Here is an 18688-nt window from a genome sequence, read left to right on the forward strand (position 1 = left end):
GCAGCGGGGCCCAGCCTCGTGCTGAGAGGGCCCTGAGCCCGCTGAGAGTCCGCTTAGAGAGTGTTGTGAAACCTGGTGATCACTCGGCGTGGCGGCCGTAGTAGTCGCCCGGACCTGTTGATCATCCGGTCGGGTGTGTGTCTGTACCTGCAAACCGGCGTATGACTCCTCGGTGACCGACGCCCAGTGGGTGTTGATCGAGCCGTTGCTGCCCCGCCCGGCGGCGGTGTTGGGCGGGCGCCCGTACGTGCACTCCCGCCGGTTGATCATCGACACGATCTCTTATGTGCTGGTCAGCGGGTGCGCTTGGCGGCTGGTCCCGCACGATCTGGCCCCGTGGAGCATCGCCTACCAGTGGTTTCGGGCCTGGACCCGCGACGGCACCTGGGACCGGGTCCACGAGGTGCTGCGTGAGCGGGTCCGCATCGCCGACGGGCGTGACCCGCAGCCCTCGGCGGCGGTGCTGGACTCCCAGTCGGCGAGGTCCAGCGAGGGCGGTGAACAGATCGGCTACGACGCCGGTAAACGCGTCCGGGGCCGCAAGCGCCACCTGCTGGTCGACACCCTGGGCCTGGTGCTGCACGTGGTGGTGCACTCGGCGTCGGTGCAGGACCGGGCCGGGGCCCGGTTGATGCTGTCCGGTGCCCGGGCCCGGTTCCCACTGCTCGGGTTGGTGTGGGTCGACGGCGGCTATGTCAACTCGGTGGACGCCGGCCTGGTCGGTTGGGCCCGGCGCAGTGAGGGGCTGGAGGTGGTCGCGGTGCCGCGTAACGCCGACGTGAAAGGGTTCCAGGTGCTGCCCCGCCGGTGGGTGGTCGAGAGAACCTTCGGCTGGTTGACGAGGTGTAGACGGTTGGCCCGGGACTACGAACGCAAGACTGCCCACGCCGAGGCGATGATCAAGTTCGCGATGATCCGGCTGATGGCCGCCCGCCTCGCCGGTGAGGAACTCCCCGCTCCCCGCAGCGACATCGAGAAGGAAGCCGCCCGCCGACTAGCAGAAGACCTCAAAGACTGACCACCGAGGTTCTACAACACTCTCTTAGCCCGACCTGTGGACGGCCCTCCCCGGCGTCGGTGCCGACCAGTAGCGTCCCCGTCGATGGCGCGCGTGCTGGTGGTGGACGACGAGCCCGGGGTGCGCACCGCGCTGCACCGCGGGCTCACCGCCGAGGGGATGGAGGTCGTCGCGGTCGGCGACGGCCCATCCGCGCTGCGCGCCGCGCTGACCGGCAGCTTCGACGCCGTCGTCCTCGACATCATCCTGCCCGGGCTGTCGGGCTACCGGGTGCTCGAACACCTGCGGGCCGCGGGCGTCGACACCCCGGTGCTGTTGGTGTCAGCCAAGGACGGGGAGGTCGACCAGGCCGACGGGCTCGACCTCGGCGCCGACGGCTACCTCGTCAAGCCGTTCTCGTTCGTCGTGCTGGTGGCGCAGCTCAAGGCCATGCTGCGCCGCCGCGACGCGACGTTGGGCCGCACCGGGCAGAAGGTCCGCCTCGGCGGTCTGGTCGTCGACCCGGCGGCGCGCAGCGCGTCGTACGACGGCAACGCGATGGAGCTGTCGCCGCGGGAGTTCGCGCTGCTGCACGCGCTCGCCAGCAGGCCCGACACGGCCGTCGCCAAGGACGAGCTGCTGCGGCTGGTGTGGGGCGACGCGCAGGCCGCGAGCCGCAACGTCGTCGAGGTCTACGTCGGCTACCTGCGGCGCAAGCTCGACGCCGTCGGCGCGGGCCACCTGCTGCGCACCGTCCGCGGCTTCGGCTACCTGGTGGGCTCGGGCGCGTGACCCGGCTGCGTCGGTGGTGGACGCGCCGCACGCTGCGGTTCCGGATCACGCTGGTCGTCGGCGCGGTCGCGCTCGTCGCGCTGCTCGCGCTGTCGCGCCTGGGCGCAGGGCTCGTCGCGTCGACGCTCACCGGGTCCGCCGACGCCGAGCTGCGCGTCCAGGCGACCGACGTCGCCGGCCGCGTGCACACCGGCGCGCCGCCCGCGGCGGGCCCGGCGGTGCGCGTCGTCGACACGGCGGGCGACCCGGTCGACGGCCGCGGGCCGCTGCCCCTGCGCGGCGACGAGGTGCGCCGTCTCGCGAGCGGAGCGGCGATCACCACCTTCGGCGGCGGGGAGTTCCGGCGGTGGCTCGCGGTGCCCGTGGTGGTGCCCGATGGGTCGACGCGGCTCGTCGTCGCGAGCGGCACGCTCGTCGGCGGGGCCACGCTGCTGGGCCGGGCCGCCGTCGGGTTCCTGTTCGCGGCGCTCGTCGTCGCGGGCGTGATCGCGCTCGCGGCGTGGGCGGCCACCCGGGCGGCGCTGCGCCCCGTCGACCGGATGCGTGCGGCCGCCGCCGCGCTGCCGCCCGGGGAGCGGCTGCCGCTGCCCGAGCCCCGCGACGAGCTGCGCGCCCTCGCCGAGGCGATCAACTCGCTGCTCGCGCGTCGCGACGAGGCCGTCGCCCGCCTCGAGCGGTTCACCGGCGACGCCGCGCACGAGCTGCGCTCGCCCGTCGCGTCGATCAGGGCCCAGGCCGAGGTGGCCGTCGCGCACCCGGATCCGGAGCTCTCCGAGGAGACGCTGCGGTCGATCGCGAGCGAGACCGAGCGGATGACCGTGCTGCTGTCGGACCTGCTCGCGCTCGCCCGGTCCGACGCCGGCCGCCGGCCCGCCGCCGAGGCCGTCGACGTCGGCGCGGCCGCGCGCGCCGCCGTGGCCCGGCTGCCCGCAGGCGGGCCGGCCGTCGAGATCGTCGCGCCCGGGCCGGCGCGGGCGGCGGCGAGCGCGGGCGAGGTCGATCTCGTGCTCGACAACCTGCTCGGCAACGCCGTCCGCCATGCCCGTTCCCTGGTACGCGTCGGTGTCCTGCCGGCGGGCCGGTGGGTGCGCCTCGTCGTCGACGACGACGGGCCCGGCATCCCCGAGGCCGACCGCGGGCGGGTGTTCGACCGGTTCACCCGCCTCGCCCCGGAGGTGTCGGTCGACGGGGGCGGGGCCGGGCTGGGCCTCGCGCTCGTCGAGGGCCTGGTGCGGGGCCGGGGCGGGTCGGTGGCGGCCGCCGCCGCGCCCGAGGGCGGTGCCCGGCTGGAGGTGCGCTGGCCCGCCGCCTCGTGACCGCCGGGCTTTGCGACGATCACGCCGTGCCCGTCGAGCAGCTGTCCTACGTCGTCGCCGCGCCACGCCGCACCGTCGCGGGGCTGCTGCGGGACTCCGAGGTCGCCGCCGCGGCGCTCGCCCGCGCGGGCCACGGCTACGCCTCCGACGTGCGGCTCCTCGCGCCCGGCGACCGGGTGCGGCTGCGGGTCCGGGTGCTCGCGCGGATGCCGCTCACGCTTCCCGGGGAGACGGTCGTCGAGGAGGTGACGCCCGCGCGGTTCGCGACGTCGCTGGTCCGCGGCCCGGTGCCGGAGCTGACGCACGTCACCACGCTCGAGGTCGCGGCGGCCGGCACCCGCGTCACCGACACGCTGACCTGGCGCGCCCCGTTCGGGCCGCTCGCCGACCCGCTCGTCCTGCGCCCGCTGCTGCGCGGCGTGCTCGGCGCGCGGGCGGCGGAGCTGGCCGAGCGGGTGGGCGTCGCGGCCGGGGCGCGGATCGTCGTCGCGACGGCGCTGGTCCGCGACGGGCGCGTCCTCGCCGCGCAGCGCACCCGGCCCGCCGCGCTCGCCGGCCGCTGGGAGCTACCGGGCGGGAGCGTCGAGACGGGGGAGAGCGAGGACGCCGCGGTGGCCAGGGAACTGCGGGAGGAGCTGGGCGCCGACGTCGTCGCCTGCGGCCGGCTGGGCACCGACCTGCCCATCGACGCCGGGCTCCTGCGGGTGCACCTCGCGCGGCTACGGCCCGGCTCGGCCGAGCCGGCGGCACTGGAACACGCCGCCGTGCGGTGGGTGGACGCGGCCGGGCTCGCGACCCTGGACTGGGTGGACGCCGATCGCGCCGTCCTGCCCGACCTCTGCGCGGTTCTCGGCACCTGACCCGGGGCGGCCACGTGGTCCGGATCGGGTCGGGCAGGAGCAGCGGCGTTGCGCCCGGACGGTGGCGCGCAACCTGAGCGTCCGGATCGGGCGGCGCGGGAGCAGTGGGGTTGCGCTCGGTCGGTCGGGAGCCCGGCGTTGCGACGCGGCGGGTTCGCAGGTGCGACGTCCTCGCAGGACGGGGGAACCGGGCGGGTCGGCGGGTCGTCGGAGCCGCATGTGCCTCGACGAACTACGGGCGCGGCAGGCGGGCGTCGTCTCCAGGGAGCAGGCGTTGGCGGCGGGCCTGTCGGCCGACGAGATCGACCACCGCCTCGCGCGCAGACGTTGGCGCCCGCTGCATCCTCGGGTCTACCTCACCGTCGCCACGCAGCCGACCCCGGAGGCGCGCGTGCGGGCGGCGGTGCTGTGGGCGGGGGAGGGGGCGGTGCTGTCCGGGGTGGCGGCGGCGTGGTGGCACGGGATGCCGGTGCGGGCGCCGGCGACCGTCGCCGTCACGGTCCCGCGGCGACGCTCGCCCGGGAAGCGCCCGGGCGTCACGGTCCGGCGCCGGACCCTGCCGGTGCCGGACCTCGACGAGCACCGTGGCCTGGCCGTCACCGCCGGCCCGCTCACGACGGTCGAGGCCGCGCTCGCCCTCGGCCCCGCCGGGGCGGCGTTCCTGGACGCGGTGCTGCACCGGGTCGTCGGCTTCGACGACGTCCTCGCCGCGGCCCGTCGCGACGAGGGCCGGGGCGAGCGGCTGCTGCGGGAGGCGGGGGAGCGGGCGCGGTCGGCGGCGCGGCTGCGGCTGGCCGGGATGCTGCGCCGTGGCGGCGTGCCCGCGCGGGTGCTCGCGGAGCCGGGGTACGCGGCGGTCGTCTGCCCGGCGGCCCGGCTCGCGGTCACCGAGGCCGGGACCCCGGCCCCGGCGGGCTGGGCGGTCCTCGAGGTCGGGCCGGGGGATCTCGTCGGGCGTCCGGAGTGGGTCGTCGCGGAGGTCCTGGAGACGGTCGCGGCGCTGGGGAGGGCCCGGATCACGGGGTGATTCCGATCACCCGGGCGCGGCCGCGGGCAGGGCGGTGCCGTCGTCAGCGGACGGCGGCGCGACCGCTCGCACGTCGACGGGGCGCGGGCCTCGACCGGCGCACCGGGATCGGCGGGAAACAGCAGGTCGGAGTCAGTACACGCGGGCTCGCTCCAGTGCCTTCCGGAGCTTCTTGCCGGTGAGCTCGTCGGCCCCGAGCCGGCGCAGCCGGAGCGCGACGACCGGGCAGTTCTTGCACCGTTTCGGCTTCGATCGGCAGCACTTCTTCTTCACCTTGCCCATTGTCAGGCGAGCCTAACCTCATGCCTGGGGAAGGGCCAGGGTGTCGTCGGGATACCGTGAAGTGTGAGCACAGCTGGATCCACCCTCGACGCTGCACCGGCGACCGCGGACCGCGGCCTGCCGGACGCGCGCGGAGGGCTGCGCAACGTCGCCATCGTGGCGCACGTCGACCACGGTAAGACGACGCTCGTGGACGCCATGCTGCGCGCGTCCGGCGCGTTCGGCGAACGTGCCGAGCCGGTGGACCGGGTCATGGACTCGGGCGACCTCGAGCGCGAGAAGGGCATCACCATTCTCGCGAAGAACACCACGGTCGACTGGCACGGCGTCACGGTCAACGTCATCGACACCCCCGGGCACGCGGACTTCGGCGGCGAGGTCGAGCGCGGCCTGTCGATGGTCGACGGCGTGGTGCTGCTCGTCGACGCCTCCGAGGGTCCGCTGCCGCAGACGCGCTTCGTGCTGCGCAAGACGCTGGCCGCCGGGCTGCCGGTGATGCTCGTCGTGAACAAGACCGACCGGGCCGACGCCCGGATCGCCGAGGTCGTCGACGAGTCGCTGGAGCTGCTGCTGGAGCTCGCCGACGAGCTGGAGCTCGACGAGGACCAGACGGCGCACCTGCTCGACCTGCCGGTCGTCTACGCCTCCGGCCGGGCGGGCAAGGCCAGCCGCACCCGGCCCGCCGACGGTGAGCTGCCCGACTCCGACGGCCTGCAGCCGCTGTTCGACGTCCTGTTCGACACCGTCCCGCCGCCGTCGGACGACCCGGCCGCGCCGCTGCAGGCGCACGTCACCAACCTCGACGCGACCAACTTCCTCGGCCGCATCGCGCTGTGCCGCATCCGGGCGGGCGTCATCCGCCGCGGGCAGCAGGTCGCGTGGATGCAGGACGGCGGCAAGGTCACCCGCGTCAAGATCACCGAGCTGATGCGCACCGAGGCGCTGACCCGCGTCCCCACCGACGTCGCGTACGCGGGGGACATCGTCGCCGTCGCCGGCATCCCCGACGTCATGATCGGCGACACGCTCGCCGACCCGGAGAACCCGGTCGCGCTGGAGCGCATCCACGTCGACGAGCCGGCGATCTCGATGACGATCGGCATCAACACCTCGCCGCTCGTCGGCCGCGACCCGCACCCGGGCGGCAAGCTCACCGCCCGTCAGGTGAAGGGTCGGCTCGACTCCGAGCTGGTCGGCAACGTCTCGCTGCGGGTGCTGCCCACCGAGCGGCCCGACACCTGGGAGGTGCAGGGCCGCGGCGAGCTCGCGCTGGCCATCCTCGTCGAGACGATGCGCCGCGAGGGCTTCGAGCTGACCGTCGGCAAGCCCGAGGTCGTCACCAAGGTGATCGACGGCAAGCTGCACGAGCCGTTCGAGCAGCTCTCGATCGACGTGCCCACCGACAGCCTCGGTGCGGTCACCCAGCTGCTGGCCGCCCGCAAGGGCGAGATGAGCCAGATGGTGCACGGGGAGAACCGGGTCCGGCTCGACTTCCGGGTGCCGTCGCGGGGCCTGATCGGCTTCCGCACCGAGTTCCTCACGATCACCCGCGGCGCCGGCATCGCCAGCCACGTGTTCGACGGCTACGGCCCCTGGGTCGGCGAGATCTCCAGCAGGCTGCGCGGCTCGTTGATCGCCGACCGCGCCGGTGCCGTCACCGCCTACGCGGTCGACGCGCTGGCCGACCGGGGCGTGCTGTTCGTCGGCCCGGGCACCCAGGTCTACGACGGCATGGTCATCGGTGAGTACACCCGCAACGAGGACCTCGAGGTCAACATCGTGCGGGAGAAGAAGCTGACCAACATGCGGAAGTCGACCGGCGACGAGCTCGTCAAGCTCACCCCGCCGACGATCCTGACGCTGGAGCAGTCGCTGGAGTTCTGCGCGCCCGACGAGTGTGTCGAGGTGACGCCGGAGAACGTCCGCATCCGGAAGGTGGAGCTCGACTCGCACGCCCGCGGCCGGGCCCGCGCCCGGGCCAAGGCCGCAGCCGCCAACTGACCCGACGCAGCGGCCCCTCGCCGCGATGCGACGATGGGTCGCGGCCCGGTACTGCCGGGGCCGGGTGGTGGTGCGGCGCAGGAGGAGCGGGTGACGGGCAGCGGCGGGACGGTCGGTCCGGCGTCGCTGCGCGCGGTACTGGTCCTGCTGCTGGCCGGGCTGCTCGCGGCGTGCGTGAACGAGCCTGCGCCGCAGGTCGTCCCGCCGGCCCCGGCGCCGTCGACCGCCGCGACGCCCGAGCCGACGACGGTGACGGTCGGCGTGCCGTCGCTGGGCGCGGGCTTCAACCCCCATCTGCTCTCCGACCAGTCCCCGGTGACGACGGCACTCTCGACGCTCGTGCTGCCCTCGGTGTTCCGGCCCGACGCCGAGGGGACGCTGCAGCTCGACCAGACGATCGCCACGAGCGCCCGCGTGACGTCGACCGACCCGTTCACGGTGAGCTACGAGCTCAACGTGCAGGCGTCGTGGACGACCAACGCGCCCATCGCGGCGGAGGACTTCGTCTACCTGTGGGACCGGATGCGCTCGGAGCCCGGGACCGTCGACGCCGCGGGCTACCGGCTGATCAGCGACGTCCGGTCGCGCGCGGGCGGCAAGGCCGTCGACGTCGTGTTCTCCCAGCCGTACCCGCAGTGGCAGCAGCTGTTCTCGGGCCTGCTTCCCGCGCACATCCTCAAGGACGCTCCCGGTTCCTGGACCGGCGCACTGGCCAACGGGCTGCCGGCGTCGGGCGGCCCGTTCCGCATCGCCTCGGTGGACCGGGCCCGCGGTGAGGTCGTGCTGACCCGCAACGACCTCTACTGGGCCAGCCCGACGACGCTCGACCGCATCGTGCTGCGCGCCGTCGACGACTCGACGATGGTCGACGAGCTGCGCTCGGGCGACCTCGACGCCGCGCTGCCCGAGTCGGACCCGACGGTGAGCCAGCTGCTCGCGGCGCTCGGCCCGGCGTACCGGACGCAGCAGGCGCCGCAGCCCGTCGTCACGAGCCTGGCGTTCCGCTCGGACACCGGCCCGCTCGCCGACGTCCGGGTCCGCCAGGCCGTCGCCGCCACCCTCGACCGGGAGGCCCTGCGCACGCAGGTCGCGCCGGGCGCGGTGGCGGCCGACGCGTTCGGGCTCGCGCCGTCGGAGCCCGGATACGCCTCGACGGCTCCCGCCGGACCCCCGGCTCGGCCGGATCCTGCTGCGGCGCAACGGCTGATGCTCGCGGCGGGGTACGTCCGCGACGCGCAGGGCCGGTGGGGGATCGGCGGCAGGCCGCTGCGGCTGGTGATCGGGGCGGCCGCCGAACGTCCCGACGACGTCCGGCTCGCCGAGGCCGTCGCGACGCAGCTGGACGCGGCCGGGATCGGCACCACGGTCGTCGCGCCCCCGGCGGCCGACCTGTTCGTCCAGCCCGAGGTGCCGGCCACCCCGCCCACCACGACGACGCCCACCCCGTCCGACACGGCGTCCGGCGCGCCGACGACCGCGCCCCCCACGACGACCCGGTCCCCCGGCCGTGCCACGACGACCGCTCCGGCGAGGACCGTTCCGTCGACGACCGTTCCGTCGACGACGGCCTTGTCCGGGTCGACAGGGCCGCCCACCAGTACTACCGCGCCGCCCGCGTCCGGACCGCTGCGGGCCGACGTGATGGTGCTGCCGCGGCCCGTCGGCGGGGACGTCGGTGCCCGGTACGCGTCGGACTACGGGTGCCCGCGGCCCGTCCCCGGCGGAACGACGGCCGTCGCCGCCAGCCCCACCCGGTTCTGCTTCCCGGCGCTGCAGAGCCTGCTCGACGGGCTCGTCGCGGGTACCGCCGGCGTCGACACGCAGGCCGTCGTCGAGCGAGTCCTGTGGGCCCAGCTGCCGGTGCTGCCGTTGTACCAGCCGGTCGGTCTCGTGGTGAGCACGCCGGCCGCGACGGAGTCGACGGACATCTCGCCGGGGCCGCTGTCGACCGGTCCGTTCACCGGCGCGCAGCGGTGGCGGACCCCCTCGAGTTGAGTGTCGCCCGGCCCAGCGCTAAGTTACCGCACGGTAGCGCAGACTGTTGCACGTCGTAACCAGCGAATCACCCTTTGGTCACGATCGGCCGGGGGTCGGTGACGTGCCCCGACGCGCTTCCTACCGTCCCGAGCAATGCTGGTTCGCCCCACACATGGCGCGATCCGGGGTCACTGACCGGGGACGTCGCGGCGAACCCGCGGGGACCGGTCACGACAGCAGAGAGGCATGGAGTCGATGAGGAGATCGAGGGCGGCCGCATCGGCCATCGCGCTCACCGCGGTGGCCGCAATGGTCCTCACGGGATGCAGCCAGAAGTCGAACCAGTCGACCGGCGGGAGCGGACAGACCGCCGTCGGCTTCCCGGAGACGCAGGACCTGCCGCCCGTCGCCGGCAAGCCCGGCGGCACGTTCCGGCTCGGCATCACCGAGCCCACCGCGATCGACCCGTACAACGCCCAGGAGTCCGAGGGCATCCTCGTCAACAAGGCGCTGTTCACCGGTCTGGTCAACGTCAAGCCCAACGGCGACGTCTACGACGGTGTGGCCTCGAAGTGGGAGCCCAACGCCGACTGCACGGCGTGGACGTTCACCCTCAAGCCCAACCAGGTGTTCTCCAACGGCGAGCCGGTCGACTCGGCGGCGTTCAAGCGCGGCTGGGAGCGCACCTCGGCGAAGGCGTCGGCCTCCGACGTCGCCTACCACCTCGACGAGGTGCAGGGCTTCGCCCAGATGCAGGACGGCTCCGCCAGCACGCTCTCGGGCGTCGACGCCACCGACCCGAACGTCCTGAAGGTCGGGCTGTCCAAGGCCGACTGCGAGTTCGAGCTGCGCACCGCCGCGCCGCCGCTGGCGCCGGTCCCGACGGTCGCCGGCGCGGCCGACAACAAGACCTACAACGACATGCCCATCGGCAACGGCCCGTTCAAGATGGACGGTCCGTGGCAGCACGACAAGGGCATCAAGCTGGTCCGCAACGACAGCTACAGCGCCGGTCCGAAAGCGAACCTGGACGCCGTCGAGATCACCATCACCCCCGCCGACACCGGCATCCAGGCCGAGTACGACGGCTTCAACAACGGCCAGTTCGACTGGGCCCGGATCCCGACGCCGCTGCTCACGCAGGCGCGCGCGGCGAACGAGTCGAAGAACCAGTGGATCTCCAAGAAGACGGCGGGCATCAACTACCTGCTCGTGTCGGTGACCACGAAGCCGCTGAACACCGCCGACGCCCGCAAGGCCGTCTCCGAGGCGATCGACCGCAACGCGATCGCTCAGGGCGTCTTCCAGGGCTCGCAGGTCCCGGCCGACGCGTTCATCCCGGCGTCGTTCACCAACGCCTACCAGCCCGGCGTCTGCACGGCCTGCAAGTACGACCCCGAGGACGCGAAGAAGCTGGCCGCATCGGCCGGCCTGACCCCGGGCACCGAGGTCAACTTCCAGTTCAACACCGGTGGCGGCCACGAGGAGTGGACGGCCGCGGTGAAGCAGCAGCTGGAGACCAACCTGGGGCTCAAGGTCAACTACTCGGGCGTGCCGTTCAAGGACCTGCTGGTCAACGAGCAGCAGCCCAATGCGACCGGCCTGTTCCGCGCCGGCTGGACCGCCGACTACCCGACGCCGGGCAACTTCCTGCAGCCCCTGCTGTCGACGCAGGCGATCGGCGCCGCGACGCCCAACGACGTCGCCAACGGTGACAACCGCGGCCGCTACAGCAACCCGCAGTTCGACCAGCTGCTCGCCCAGGCGGCGGGTACGCAGGACGTGGCCAAGCGCAACGACCTGTACAAGCAGGCCGAGAAGATCGCGATCGGCGACGACATGGCGCTGATCCCGCTCTTCGCCCGCCAGCAGTTCCGGCTGGCCAACACCGCGAAGTTCGGCAACGTCAACATGGACTTCTGGGAGAACCCGACCCTGTCCGAGATCACCATCAAGTGACACGGCGACGGTGCCCGGCCCGGGACTCGGGCCGGGCACCGTCCCTCCGTGTCGGAAGCCGGAACAATGGGTCGCTTCATCCTGCGGCGGGTCGTCCAGGCCGTCCTGGTCATCCTCGCCGCCACACTCCTGATCTTCCTCGCCACCTTCGCGATCGGTGACCCGTTCGCGTCGTCGGGGGAGAAGGCCGTTCCGCCGGACATCGCCGCGGCCAACCGCGCGAAGTTCGGCCTCGACAAGCCGCTGCCGCTGCAGTACGTGATCTACCTGGGCAACATGGTGCGCGGCGACTTCGGCATCGACTTCGAGCAGCACCGCCCGGTGGCACAGATGCTCGAGGCCGCGATCCCGAACACCGTCCGGCTCGCGCTCGTCGCGATCGTCATCGACATCCTCATCGGTGTCGTGGCCGGCGTCATCGCCGCGGTCAAGCGCTACTCGTTCTGGGACGTGCTGGTCACCGTCATCGCGACGCTCGCGATCGGCATCCCCGTGTTCGTCATCGGCGTCGTGCTCGTCGCCAACGTCGCGGGATGGGGTCCCTTCCCCTCGGTCCCACGAAGTTTCACGGTCCAGGTGCCCTGGTACCAGGAGGTGCTGCTGCCCGCCTTCACCCTGGCGATCATCGACGCGGCGTTCATCGCACGGCTCATGCGCGGGTCCATGCTCGAGGTGCTGCGCGCCGACTACATCCGCACGGCCCGTGCCAAGGGCCTGTCCGAGCGGACCGTCATCGGCAAGCACGCCATGCGCAACTCGCTGATCCCCGTCGTCACCTACGTCGGCGTCTCGCTCGGCGTGCTCTTCGGCGGCGCGATCATCACCGAGACGATCTTCCAGTACAACGGCGTCGGCTACCTGCTGTCGACGGCGATCGTGAAGAGCAACGCGCCGGTGATCATCGCCGTCGTCATCTTCAGCGTCGTCGCGTACGTCGTGCTGAGCACGATCGTCGACATCCTCTACGCGTTCCTGGATCCGCGGATCCGGCTCAACTGAGCCGGCTCCCCGGCCCCGAACGGCCACCCGGGCCGCACGGACACGCGGCCCGAACAGACACACTCCTGAGGCGGTCCCACCACATGACCACTCCGACCTCCGCCGGCGGCCCACCGGTCGACGCCGAGGCGGGCGCGGGCGTCCTGCTCCCCGGGGCGGACTCCGCGACGAGCGGCGCCGCGGTCCCGATCGGGGCGCGCGGCTCCGGCCAGCTCGCCGACGTCTGGCGACGCTTCCGGCGCAACCGGCTGGCCATGGTCGGTCTCGCGATCGTGACCGTGCTGATCCTGCTCGCGATCATCGGTCCGTACGTGACGCCGTACAACGCCTTCGAACAGAACCTCGCAAACACGCTCAAGCCGCCGAGCGCCGAGCACTGGTTCGGCACCGACGTCCTGGGCCGCGACCTGTTCTCCGGGATCATCTACGGCTGCCGGCTGGCCATCACGGTCGGCCTGCTGACGGTGGCGTTCTCGCTGCTCATCGGCATCACGCTGGGTGCGGTCGCGGGCTTCAAGGGCGGCGCGTGGGACGGGGTCGTCGCGCGCTTCATCGACGTCTTCCTCGCGTTCCCGCCGCTGGTCGGCGCGATCGTCATCGTCCGGGCCGTCGGCGGCGGTGTCACCCCGGTGATCGTCGCGCTCGTCGTGCTCGGCTGGATGACGACCGCACGGCTCACCCGCGGCCAGGTGCTCGCGCTGCGCGAGGCCGAGTACGTGGAGGCGGCCCGCTCGATCGGCGCGGGCAACCGGCGGATCGTGTTGCGCCACATCCTGCCCAACGCCATCGCGCCCGTGCTCGTCTACTCGTTCACCAGCATCGGCGTCGTCGTCGTCGCGATGGCGTCGCTGTCCTACCTGGGGATCGGCGTGCCGCCGGACGTCCCCGAATGGGGCAGGCTGATCTCGCAGGCGACCCCGTTCCTGCGGGTCCCGGGCATGACGTACCTGTGGCTCGCGCCCGCACTCGCGATCGCGATCACGACGCTCGGCTTCGCCTTCGTCGCCGACGGAATGCGCGACTCCCTCGACCCGAAGCTGCGGGGAGGCAACTGATGGCTCCGACGTCACCGCGGCCGTCACGGCGACGGCAGGCCGCGCAGCCGACGCAGTCCGACCACCTGCTCGAGGTCCGCGACCTGCGCGTGCACTTCGACACGGCGGGCGGCGCCGTCAAGGCCGTCGACGGGGTGAGCTGGTACGTCGACTCCGGCGAGACGCTGGCGATCGTCGGGGAGTCCGGGTCGGGCAAGTCGGTCTCGGCGATGACGCTGCTCGGTCTCGTCCCCAGCCCGCCCGCGACGTTCCCGAGCGGCCAGGTGCTGCTCGAGGGCCGGTCGTTGCTGGACATGCCGGAGTCGCAGCAGCGCAAACTGCGCGGCAGCGACCTCGCGATGATCTTCCAGGACCCGCTGACCGCGCTGAACCCGGTCTTTCGTGTCGGCGACCAGATCGCCGAGATGATCCGCGCGCACCAGAGCGTCGGCAAGATGGCGGCGAAGACGCGGGCCGTCGAGCTGCTGGCCGAGGTCGGCATCCCCGACCCGCGGCTGCGGGCCACGCAGTACCCGCACGAGTTCTCCGGCGGCATGCGGCAGCGCGCCATGATCGCGATGGCGCTGGCCAACGACCCCAAGGTCCTCATCGCCGACGAGCCGACGACCGCGCTCGACGTCACCGTCCAGGCGCAGATCATGGCGCTGCTGGAGAAGCTGCAGGCCGAGCGCGACACCGCGATCGTGCTGATCACCCACGACCTCGGCCTCGTCGCCGCGCACGCCGACCGGATCATGGTCATGTACGCGGGGCACGTCGTCGAGGAGGGCACGAACGACGAGATCTTCACCGCGCCCCGGCACGCCTACACCCACGGCCTGCTCTCGAGCCTGACCCGGATGGACCACGCCCGGCCGGAGAAGCTGGAGCCCATCCCGGGCCAGCCGCCCAACCTCGCGCGCGTCCCGGAGGGCTGTCCGTTCCACCCGCGCTGCCGGTTCGCCACCGACGCCTGCCGGGCCGACGTCCCGCTGCTCGTCGCGGCCGCGCCGGGCTCGTCGCACCGGCACGCGTGCGTGCACCCCGACGAGGTCGCGATCGCGCACGAGCGTCCGCGCGAGCCCGCGCCCGTGGTCGCCGCGGAGACGCCCGTCGAGCAGCGGCCACCGATGCTCGACGTGCGTGACCTGGTCAAGCACTTCCCGATCAGGGTCGGCACGTTCGTGAAGCGGACCGTCGGGGAGGTCAGGGCGGTCGACGGGGTGTCGCTCGACATCCCGGCGGGGTCGACGCTGTCGCTCGTCGGCGAGTCCGGCTGCGGCAAGTCGACGGCCGCGCGGGCGATCCTGCGGTTGCACGAGCCGACGAGCGGCACGATCGAGCTGGCCGGCCGCGACGTCACCGGGCTCTCGTTGCACGACCTGCGCACCGCGCGTGCGGACATGCAGATCGTCTTCCAGGACCCCTACGCCTCGCTCAACCCGCGGATGACGGTCCGCCAGATCCTCACCGAGAAGTACGAGCTGCTCGGCGGCGAGCTGACCGACTCGACCATCCCCGAGCTGCTCGAGACGGTCGGGCTGGCCGCCGAGTACGCCGACCGCTACCCGCACGAGTTCTCCGGCGGGCAGCGCCAGCGCGTGGGCATCGCGCGGGCGATCGCGCTGAACCCCAAGTTCGTCGTGCTCGACGAGCCCGTCTCCGCGCTGGACGTCTCCATCCAGGCCCAGGTGCTGAACCTGCTGGAGGAACTACAGCAGGAGTTCGGGCTCACGTACCTGTTCATCGCCCACGACCTGTCCGTCGTCCGGCACATCTCCGACCGGGTCGCCGTGATGTATCTGGGTGGGATCGTCGAGATCGCCGACCGGGACACGCTGTTCGAGCACCCGCAGCACCCGTACACGCAGGCGCTCATCTCGGCGGTGCCGATCCCGGACCCCGCCGTGGAGCGGGTGCGCGACCGGATCGTGCTCACCGGCGACGTCCCGAACCCGGCCAACCCGCCGTCCGGCTGCCGGTTCCGGACGCGCTGCTGGAAGCACCTGCAGCTCTCCGACGACGAGAAGCGCCGCTGCATCGAGGAGCCCCCCGCGCTGGTGCCCGCCGCCGGGTCGGAGCGCCACGAGGTGGCGTGCCACTTCGCCGGCGAGCGGGAGGTCCTGCGCGGCTGAGCCCTGCGGTGGGCGCCGGGATTCCGCAGGAACGGCACTTTCCTGCAACCCGGTTGCAGGAAAGTGCCGTTCCTGCAACCGGGGCGGCTCCCCCGGGGGTCCCTCGGGCGGCTTCCCCCGGGGCGGATGTCCCGGGGCGGCGCGCTGCGCCGGGCCCTGCGATATTGGGGCGCGTGACCGCTTCCCGACGGCTCGTCCTGGTACACGCCCACCCGGACGACGAGACACTGGCGACGGGTGGCGTCATCGCCCGCTACGCCGCCGACCCCGGGACCGACGTCACCGTCGTGACCTGCACGCTCGGCGAGGAGGGCGAGGTCATCCCGGCCGAGCTGGCCGAGCTCGTCCCGGCCCGCGCCGACCAGCTCGGCGGCTACCGGATCGGTGAGCTCGCCGGTGCGCTCGCCGCGCTGGGCGCCCCGGCGCACCACTACCTCGGCGGGGTGGGCCGCTTCCGCGACTCCGGGATGGTGCTCGCCGGCGCCGGTGGCGTCCGCGCGACCACGCCGGACACGTTGCACCCCAGGGCCTTCGCCGACCCGGGCAAGCGCGCGGAGGAGACCGACCTGCTCACCGAACTGCTCGCCGAGCTGGAGCCGCAGGTCGTCGTCAGCTACGCCGACGACGGCGGCTACGGCCATCCCGACCACGTCCGCGCCCACGAGATCACGGTCGCCGCCGCGGCGAAGGTCGAGTCGGTGCGCAAGGTGTACTTCGCCGTGCACGCCCGCTCCGCGCTCGACGCGGGTGTCGCCGCGCTGGCCGCGGCTCCCGGGATGCCCTTCCGGGTGCCCGAACCCGGCGAGCTGCCGGCCGTCCCCGACGAGACCGTCACGACCCGGATCGACGTCGCCGCGTTCCGCGCCGCCCGGATCGCCGCCATGCGCGCCCACGCCACCCAGGTGGCGGTGTGGGAGGACGGCCCGACGGTCGCGTACGCCATGAGCAACGACGTCGCCCAGCCGCTGCTCGACGTCGAGGAGTACGTGCTGGCGGCTGCGCCGTCCGGGACCGCCGAGACCGACCTGTTCGAGGGGGTCGACCCATGAGGACGCTGACGCTGGTCGTGATCGTCGTCACCTCGGTGCTGCTCGCCGCGTTCGAGCTGATGCTGCAGCCGCTCTACGCGGGGTCGGTGCCCGCGCCGGTCGGCACCGTCGTCGCGCTCGTGACCATGCCGTGGTTGGTGCGAGGGGCGGCGGGGGAGTCGTCGTCGACGGCGGTCGCGGGCCTGCCGCTGGTGGCCTGGCTGCTCACCGTGGGGGTGCTCGGCGCCCTGGGCCCCGGCGGGGACGTGCTGCTGCCCGCGACGTGGCAGTCGCTGCTGCTGGCGGCCGCGGCGGTGGGGGCGGGCCTGTTCGCGCTGCGGTCGGTCGCGATGCGCCCGCCGGTCCGGAGGAGCTGATGGCCGAGCCCATCCCCGACGCGGCGATCGTCGCGGTACTGCGCCCGTTCGTCCGTGCGTCGAGGCCGGTGCTCGACGGCCTGCGCGACGCCGACGCGTTCGGCCTGCGGCACCGCGCGGCCTCGGTCGCACCGGTGTCCGGCCGCGCCGCGTCCGGCCGCGCCCCGGCCGCCGGCGCTGCGGCAGACAGTGCCGGTTCCGACAGGGCCGCGGCCGGACGTGCTGCGGCCGACGGCGCCGCGGCCGACGGCGGTGACCGGCAACTGCGCGAGCGGCTGCTCGACGCGCTGGCCGCGGTGCGGGTGCCGGGGACGGCCGGCTGGGTGGCGATGGACGTCGCGGCGCGCTGCCGCTGGTGGATCTACCGCGTCGGCCGGGTCACGACGGTCGCCGCCGCGGTGCCCGGGCTCGGCGGCGCGCTGGCCCGGACGCTGCCGGTCTCGGCCGCGCTGGGCCTGGCCGGACAGGGCCTGCTGCTGTGCGCGATCGCGGGCGAGCACGGCATCGACGACGAGGAGACCGTCGTCGCGATGCTGGCGTCGGTGCTGTTCGACCGCGCGCTGACGGTGCGCAGGCTCGACGCCGCGGCCGACGCCGCCGTCGAGGAGAAGGCCGAGGAGCTCACCGGCGACCTGCGCGACGGGCAGGGCCGTTCGACGGTCCGCCGGGTGGCGACGGCGCTGTGGCGGCTCGGCCGGGCGCTCTACGCCGTGGAGGGCGAGCTCGACAAGCGGCCGCACGGCCGCTTCTACCACGAGGCGATCGGGCTGCTGCCCGGCGTCGGGGCCGTCGGCAAGTACCTCGGCGAGTGGTCCGGGCTCAAGCGGGCCTCGAAGCAGGCGCACCGCTGGCTGGCGCGGCGCGCCGGATCGGCTCATCCCGGCACGAGGTAGTGGTAGCGGTGGTGCTCGGTGGCGCCGAGCCGGGCCCAGAACGCCAGGCCGCCGGGGTTCTCCGTCGACACCTGCATGACCAGCCAGCGCGCCCCCCGCGCGAGGCCCCAACGCGCGGCCGCCGCCATCAGCGCGGTGCCGGTGCCCGCACGTCGCGCCGCGGGGACGACGACGAGCCGCGCGACGTGCACGTGGTCGTCGACGACGGCCAACCGGACCGCGCCGGTGGGCGAACCGGGCGGACCGGCGACGGCGTACCCCTCACGCCCGGACCCCGGCGCGAGGACGCGCCGCGCGACGTCGTCGGGCGGGCCGCCGTGCACGAGGCCCCACCAGCCGGTATCGGGCCCGGCACCGACCTCGACCGGCTCGGCGGGGGAGTCGGCGACCGCGTCGCACGCCAGCACCTGCACCGACACCACCGGGCCCGGCAGGTAGCCGGCGTCGGGCACCCAACCCTCCGCCTCGACCGCCCGTGACCAGGGTGAACCCACCGGCGTCAGCACGCGCGCGGCGATCGCGTGCTCCTCGGCGAAACCGCGCACGAGCGCCAGGGCGGCGGCGGTGCCGACCCCGGGGTCGCCGATCGCCAGCGCGGCGTTGGCCCGCCCGGTGAACCCGCCCGAGGCCCGCAGCCGCCAGGCCCCGAGCCGGCGTTCCGTGACGGCGGGCCAGGCGTCGGCACAGAGGTTCTCCAGCCGCGCCACGTCGGGCCACGGCGCCCGCCGACGCACCGCGGGCGGCACCTCCCGGACGGCGACGACCGCGGGCCGGGCCACGACGACATCCCCGCGCCGGGTGGCGACGATCACGGTCGGGACCCCGTCGCGGACGCCCCCGTCGGACAGCACACCGACGGCGTCGGTGAACAGGGGGCGGCCGTCGCGTTCCCCGATCCGGTGCCGCAGCGCGACCCGCGCGCCGACCAGCCGGTCGAGCGCCGGGCCGCCGGCGTCCGGCCGGGAGCCCGGTGTCGGCGCTGCGGTCATGGTGAGGCAATCCTTTCCATCC

The 18688-nt window shown here is 73.8% G+C and carries 16 protein-coding genes; 14 read left to right on the forward strand and 2 right to left on the reverse strand.

What is annotated here, in order from left to right; genetic code table 11:
* Positions 1-133 precede the first annotated feature (133 nt).
* From PSED_RS05090 to PSED_RS05110, 5 genes are all read left to right on the forward strand, one after another.
* A complete protein-coding gene (locus PSED_RS05090) occupies positions 134-1018 on the forward strand; it encodes an IS5 family transposase (RefSeq protein WP_013673184.1) in 885 nt (294 codons plus the stop codon).
* 84 nt (positions 1019-1102) lie between these two features.
* Entirely contained in the window at positions 1103-1789 is a 687-nt protein-coding gene (locus tag PSED_RS05095; protein WP_013673185.1) for a response regulator transcription factor, read from the forward strand.
* The gene (locus PSED_RS05100) at positions 1786-3105 is read left to right on the forward strand and encodes a sensor histidine kinase (protein WP_013673186.1); all 1320 of its coding nucleotides are present in this window, start codon (positions 1786-1788) and stop codon (positions 3103-3105) included. The genes PSED_RS05095 and PSED_RS05100 overlap by 4 nt, the downstream gene beginning before the upstream one ends.
* Before the next feature lie 26 nt (positions 3106-3131).
* Positions 3132-3965, forward strand: a complete 834-nt coding sequence (locus PSED_RS35475; RefSeq protein ID WP_041759292.1) for an NUDIX domain-containing protein — start codon at positions 3132-3134, stop codon at positions 3963-3965.
* Between the two features lie 217 nt (positions 3966-4182).
* Positions 4183-4992, forward strand: coding sequence for a type IV toxin-antitoxin system AbiEi family antitoxin (locus PSED_RS05110; protein ID WP_013673188.1), 810 nt, complete (start codon positions 4183-4185; stop codon positions 4990-4992).
* 132 nt (positions 4993-5124) lie between these two features.
* On the opposite strand, the gene PSED_RS05115 is transcribed toward PSED_RS05110, so the two are convergent.
* Positions 5125-5265 (reverse strand): hypothetical protein, encoded by a 141-nt coding sequence (locus PSED_RS05115; RefSeq protein WP_162471757.1) that lies wholly within the window; start codon positions 5263-5265, stop codon positions 5125-5127.
* Between the two features lie 72 nt (positions 5266-5337).
* Here PSED_RS05115 and typA point away from each other — a divergent pair, with 72 nt between their 5' ends.
* The 9 genes from typA to PSED_RS05160 all read left to right on the forward strand — a co-directional run bounded on the left by typA (position 5338) and on the right by PSED_RS05160 (position 17677).
* Positions 5338-7275: a translational GTPase TypA gene (gene typA / locus PSED_RS05120; RefSeq protein WP_013673190.1), complete on the forward strand. Its 1938-nt coding sequence runs from the start codon at positions 5338-5340 to the stop codon at positions 7273-7275.
* Between the two features lie 33 nt (positions 7276-7308).
* Entirely contained in the window at positions 7309-9270 is a 1962-nt protein-coding gene (locus tag PSED_RS05125) for an ABC transporter family substrate-binding protein (RefSeq protein WP_143770366.1), read from the forward strand.
* 237 nt (positions 9271-9507) lie between these two features.
* Entirely contained in the window at positions 9508-11211 is a 1704-nt protein-coding gene (locus PSED_RS05130; protein WP_013673192.1) for a peptide ABC transporter substrate-binding protein, read from the forward strand.
* A 48-nt stretch (positions 11212-11259) separates the two neighbouring features.
* Positions 11260-12210, forward strand: coding sequence for an ABC transporter permease (locus PSED_RS05135; RefSeq protein ID WP_233899304.1), 951 nt, complete (start codon positions 11260-11262; stop codon positions 12208-12210).
* 83 nt (positions 12211-12293) lie between these two features.
* Positions 12294-13265: an ABC transporter permease gene (locus tag PSED_RS05140; protein ID WP_013673194.1), complete on the forward strand. Its 972-nt coding sequence runs from the start codon at positions 12294-12296 to the stop codon at positions 13263-13265.
* Positions 13265-15379 carry an ABC transporter ATP-binding protein gene (locus PSED_RS05145; protein WP_013673195.1) on the forward strand — a complete coding sequence of 705 codons (2115 nt, stop codon included), beginning with the start codon at positions 13265-13267 and terminating at the stop codon, positions 15377-15379. Before PSED_RS05140 ends, PSED_RS05145 begins: the two co-directional genes overlap by 1 nt.
* Before the next feature lie 173 nt (positions 15380-15552).
* Positions 15553-16428: an N-acetyl-1-D-myo-inositol-2-amino-2-deoxy-alpha-D-glucopyranoside deacetylase gene (gene mshB, locus PSED_RS05150; protein ID WP_013673196.1), complete on the forward strand. Its 876-nt coding sequence runs from the start codon at positions 15553-15555 to the stop codon at positions 16426-16428.
* Positions 16425-16784: a hypothetical protein gene (locus tag PSED_RS05155; RefSeq protein WP_013673197.1), complete on the forward strand. Its 360-nt coding sequence runs from the start codon at positions 16425-16427 to the stop codon at positions 16782-16784. The genes mshB and PSED_RS05155 overlap by 4 nt, the downstream gene beginning before the upstream one ends.
* Complete coding sequence (locus PSED_RS05160) at positions 16784-17677, forward strand: hypothetical protein (protein ID WP_013673198.1); 894 nt, start codon at positions 16784-16786, stop codon at positions 17675-17677. Before PSED_RS05155 ends, PSED_RS05160 begins: the two co-directional genes overlap by 1 nt.
* Here the strand turns inward: PSED_RS05160 and PSED_RS05165 are convergent.
* Positions 17659-18666: a GNAT family N-acetyltransferase gene (locus tag PSED_RS05165; protein ID WP_013673199.1), complete on the reverse strand. Its 1008-nt coding sequence runs from the start codon at positions 18664-18666 to the stop codon at positions 17659-17661. The two genes, PSED_RS05160 and PSED_RS05165, sit on opposite strands and share 19 nt — an antisense overlap.
* Positions 18667-18688 lie beyond the last annotated feature (22 nt).

It is taken from the genome of Pseudonocardia benzenivorans CB1190 (genome assembly GCF_000196675.2).
Taxonomy (GTDB): domain Bacteria; phylum Actinomycetota; class Actinomycetes; order Mycobacteriales; family Pseudonocardiaceae; genus Pseudonocardia; species Pseudonocardia benzenivorans.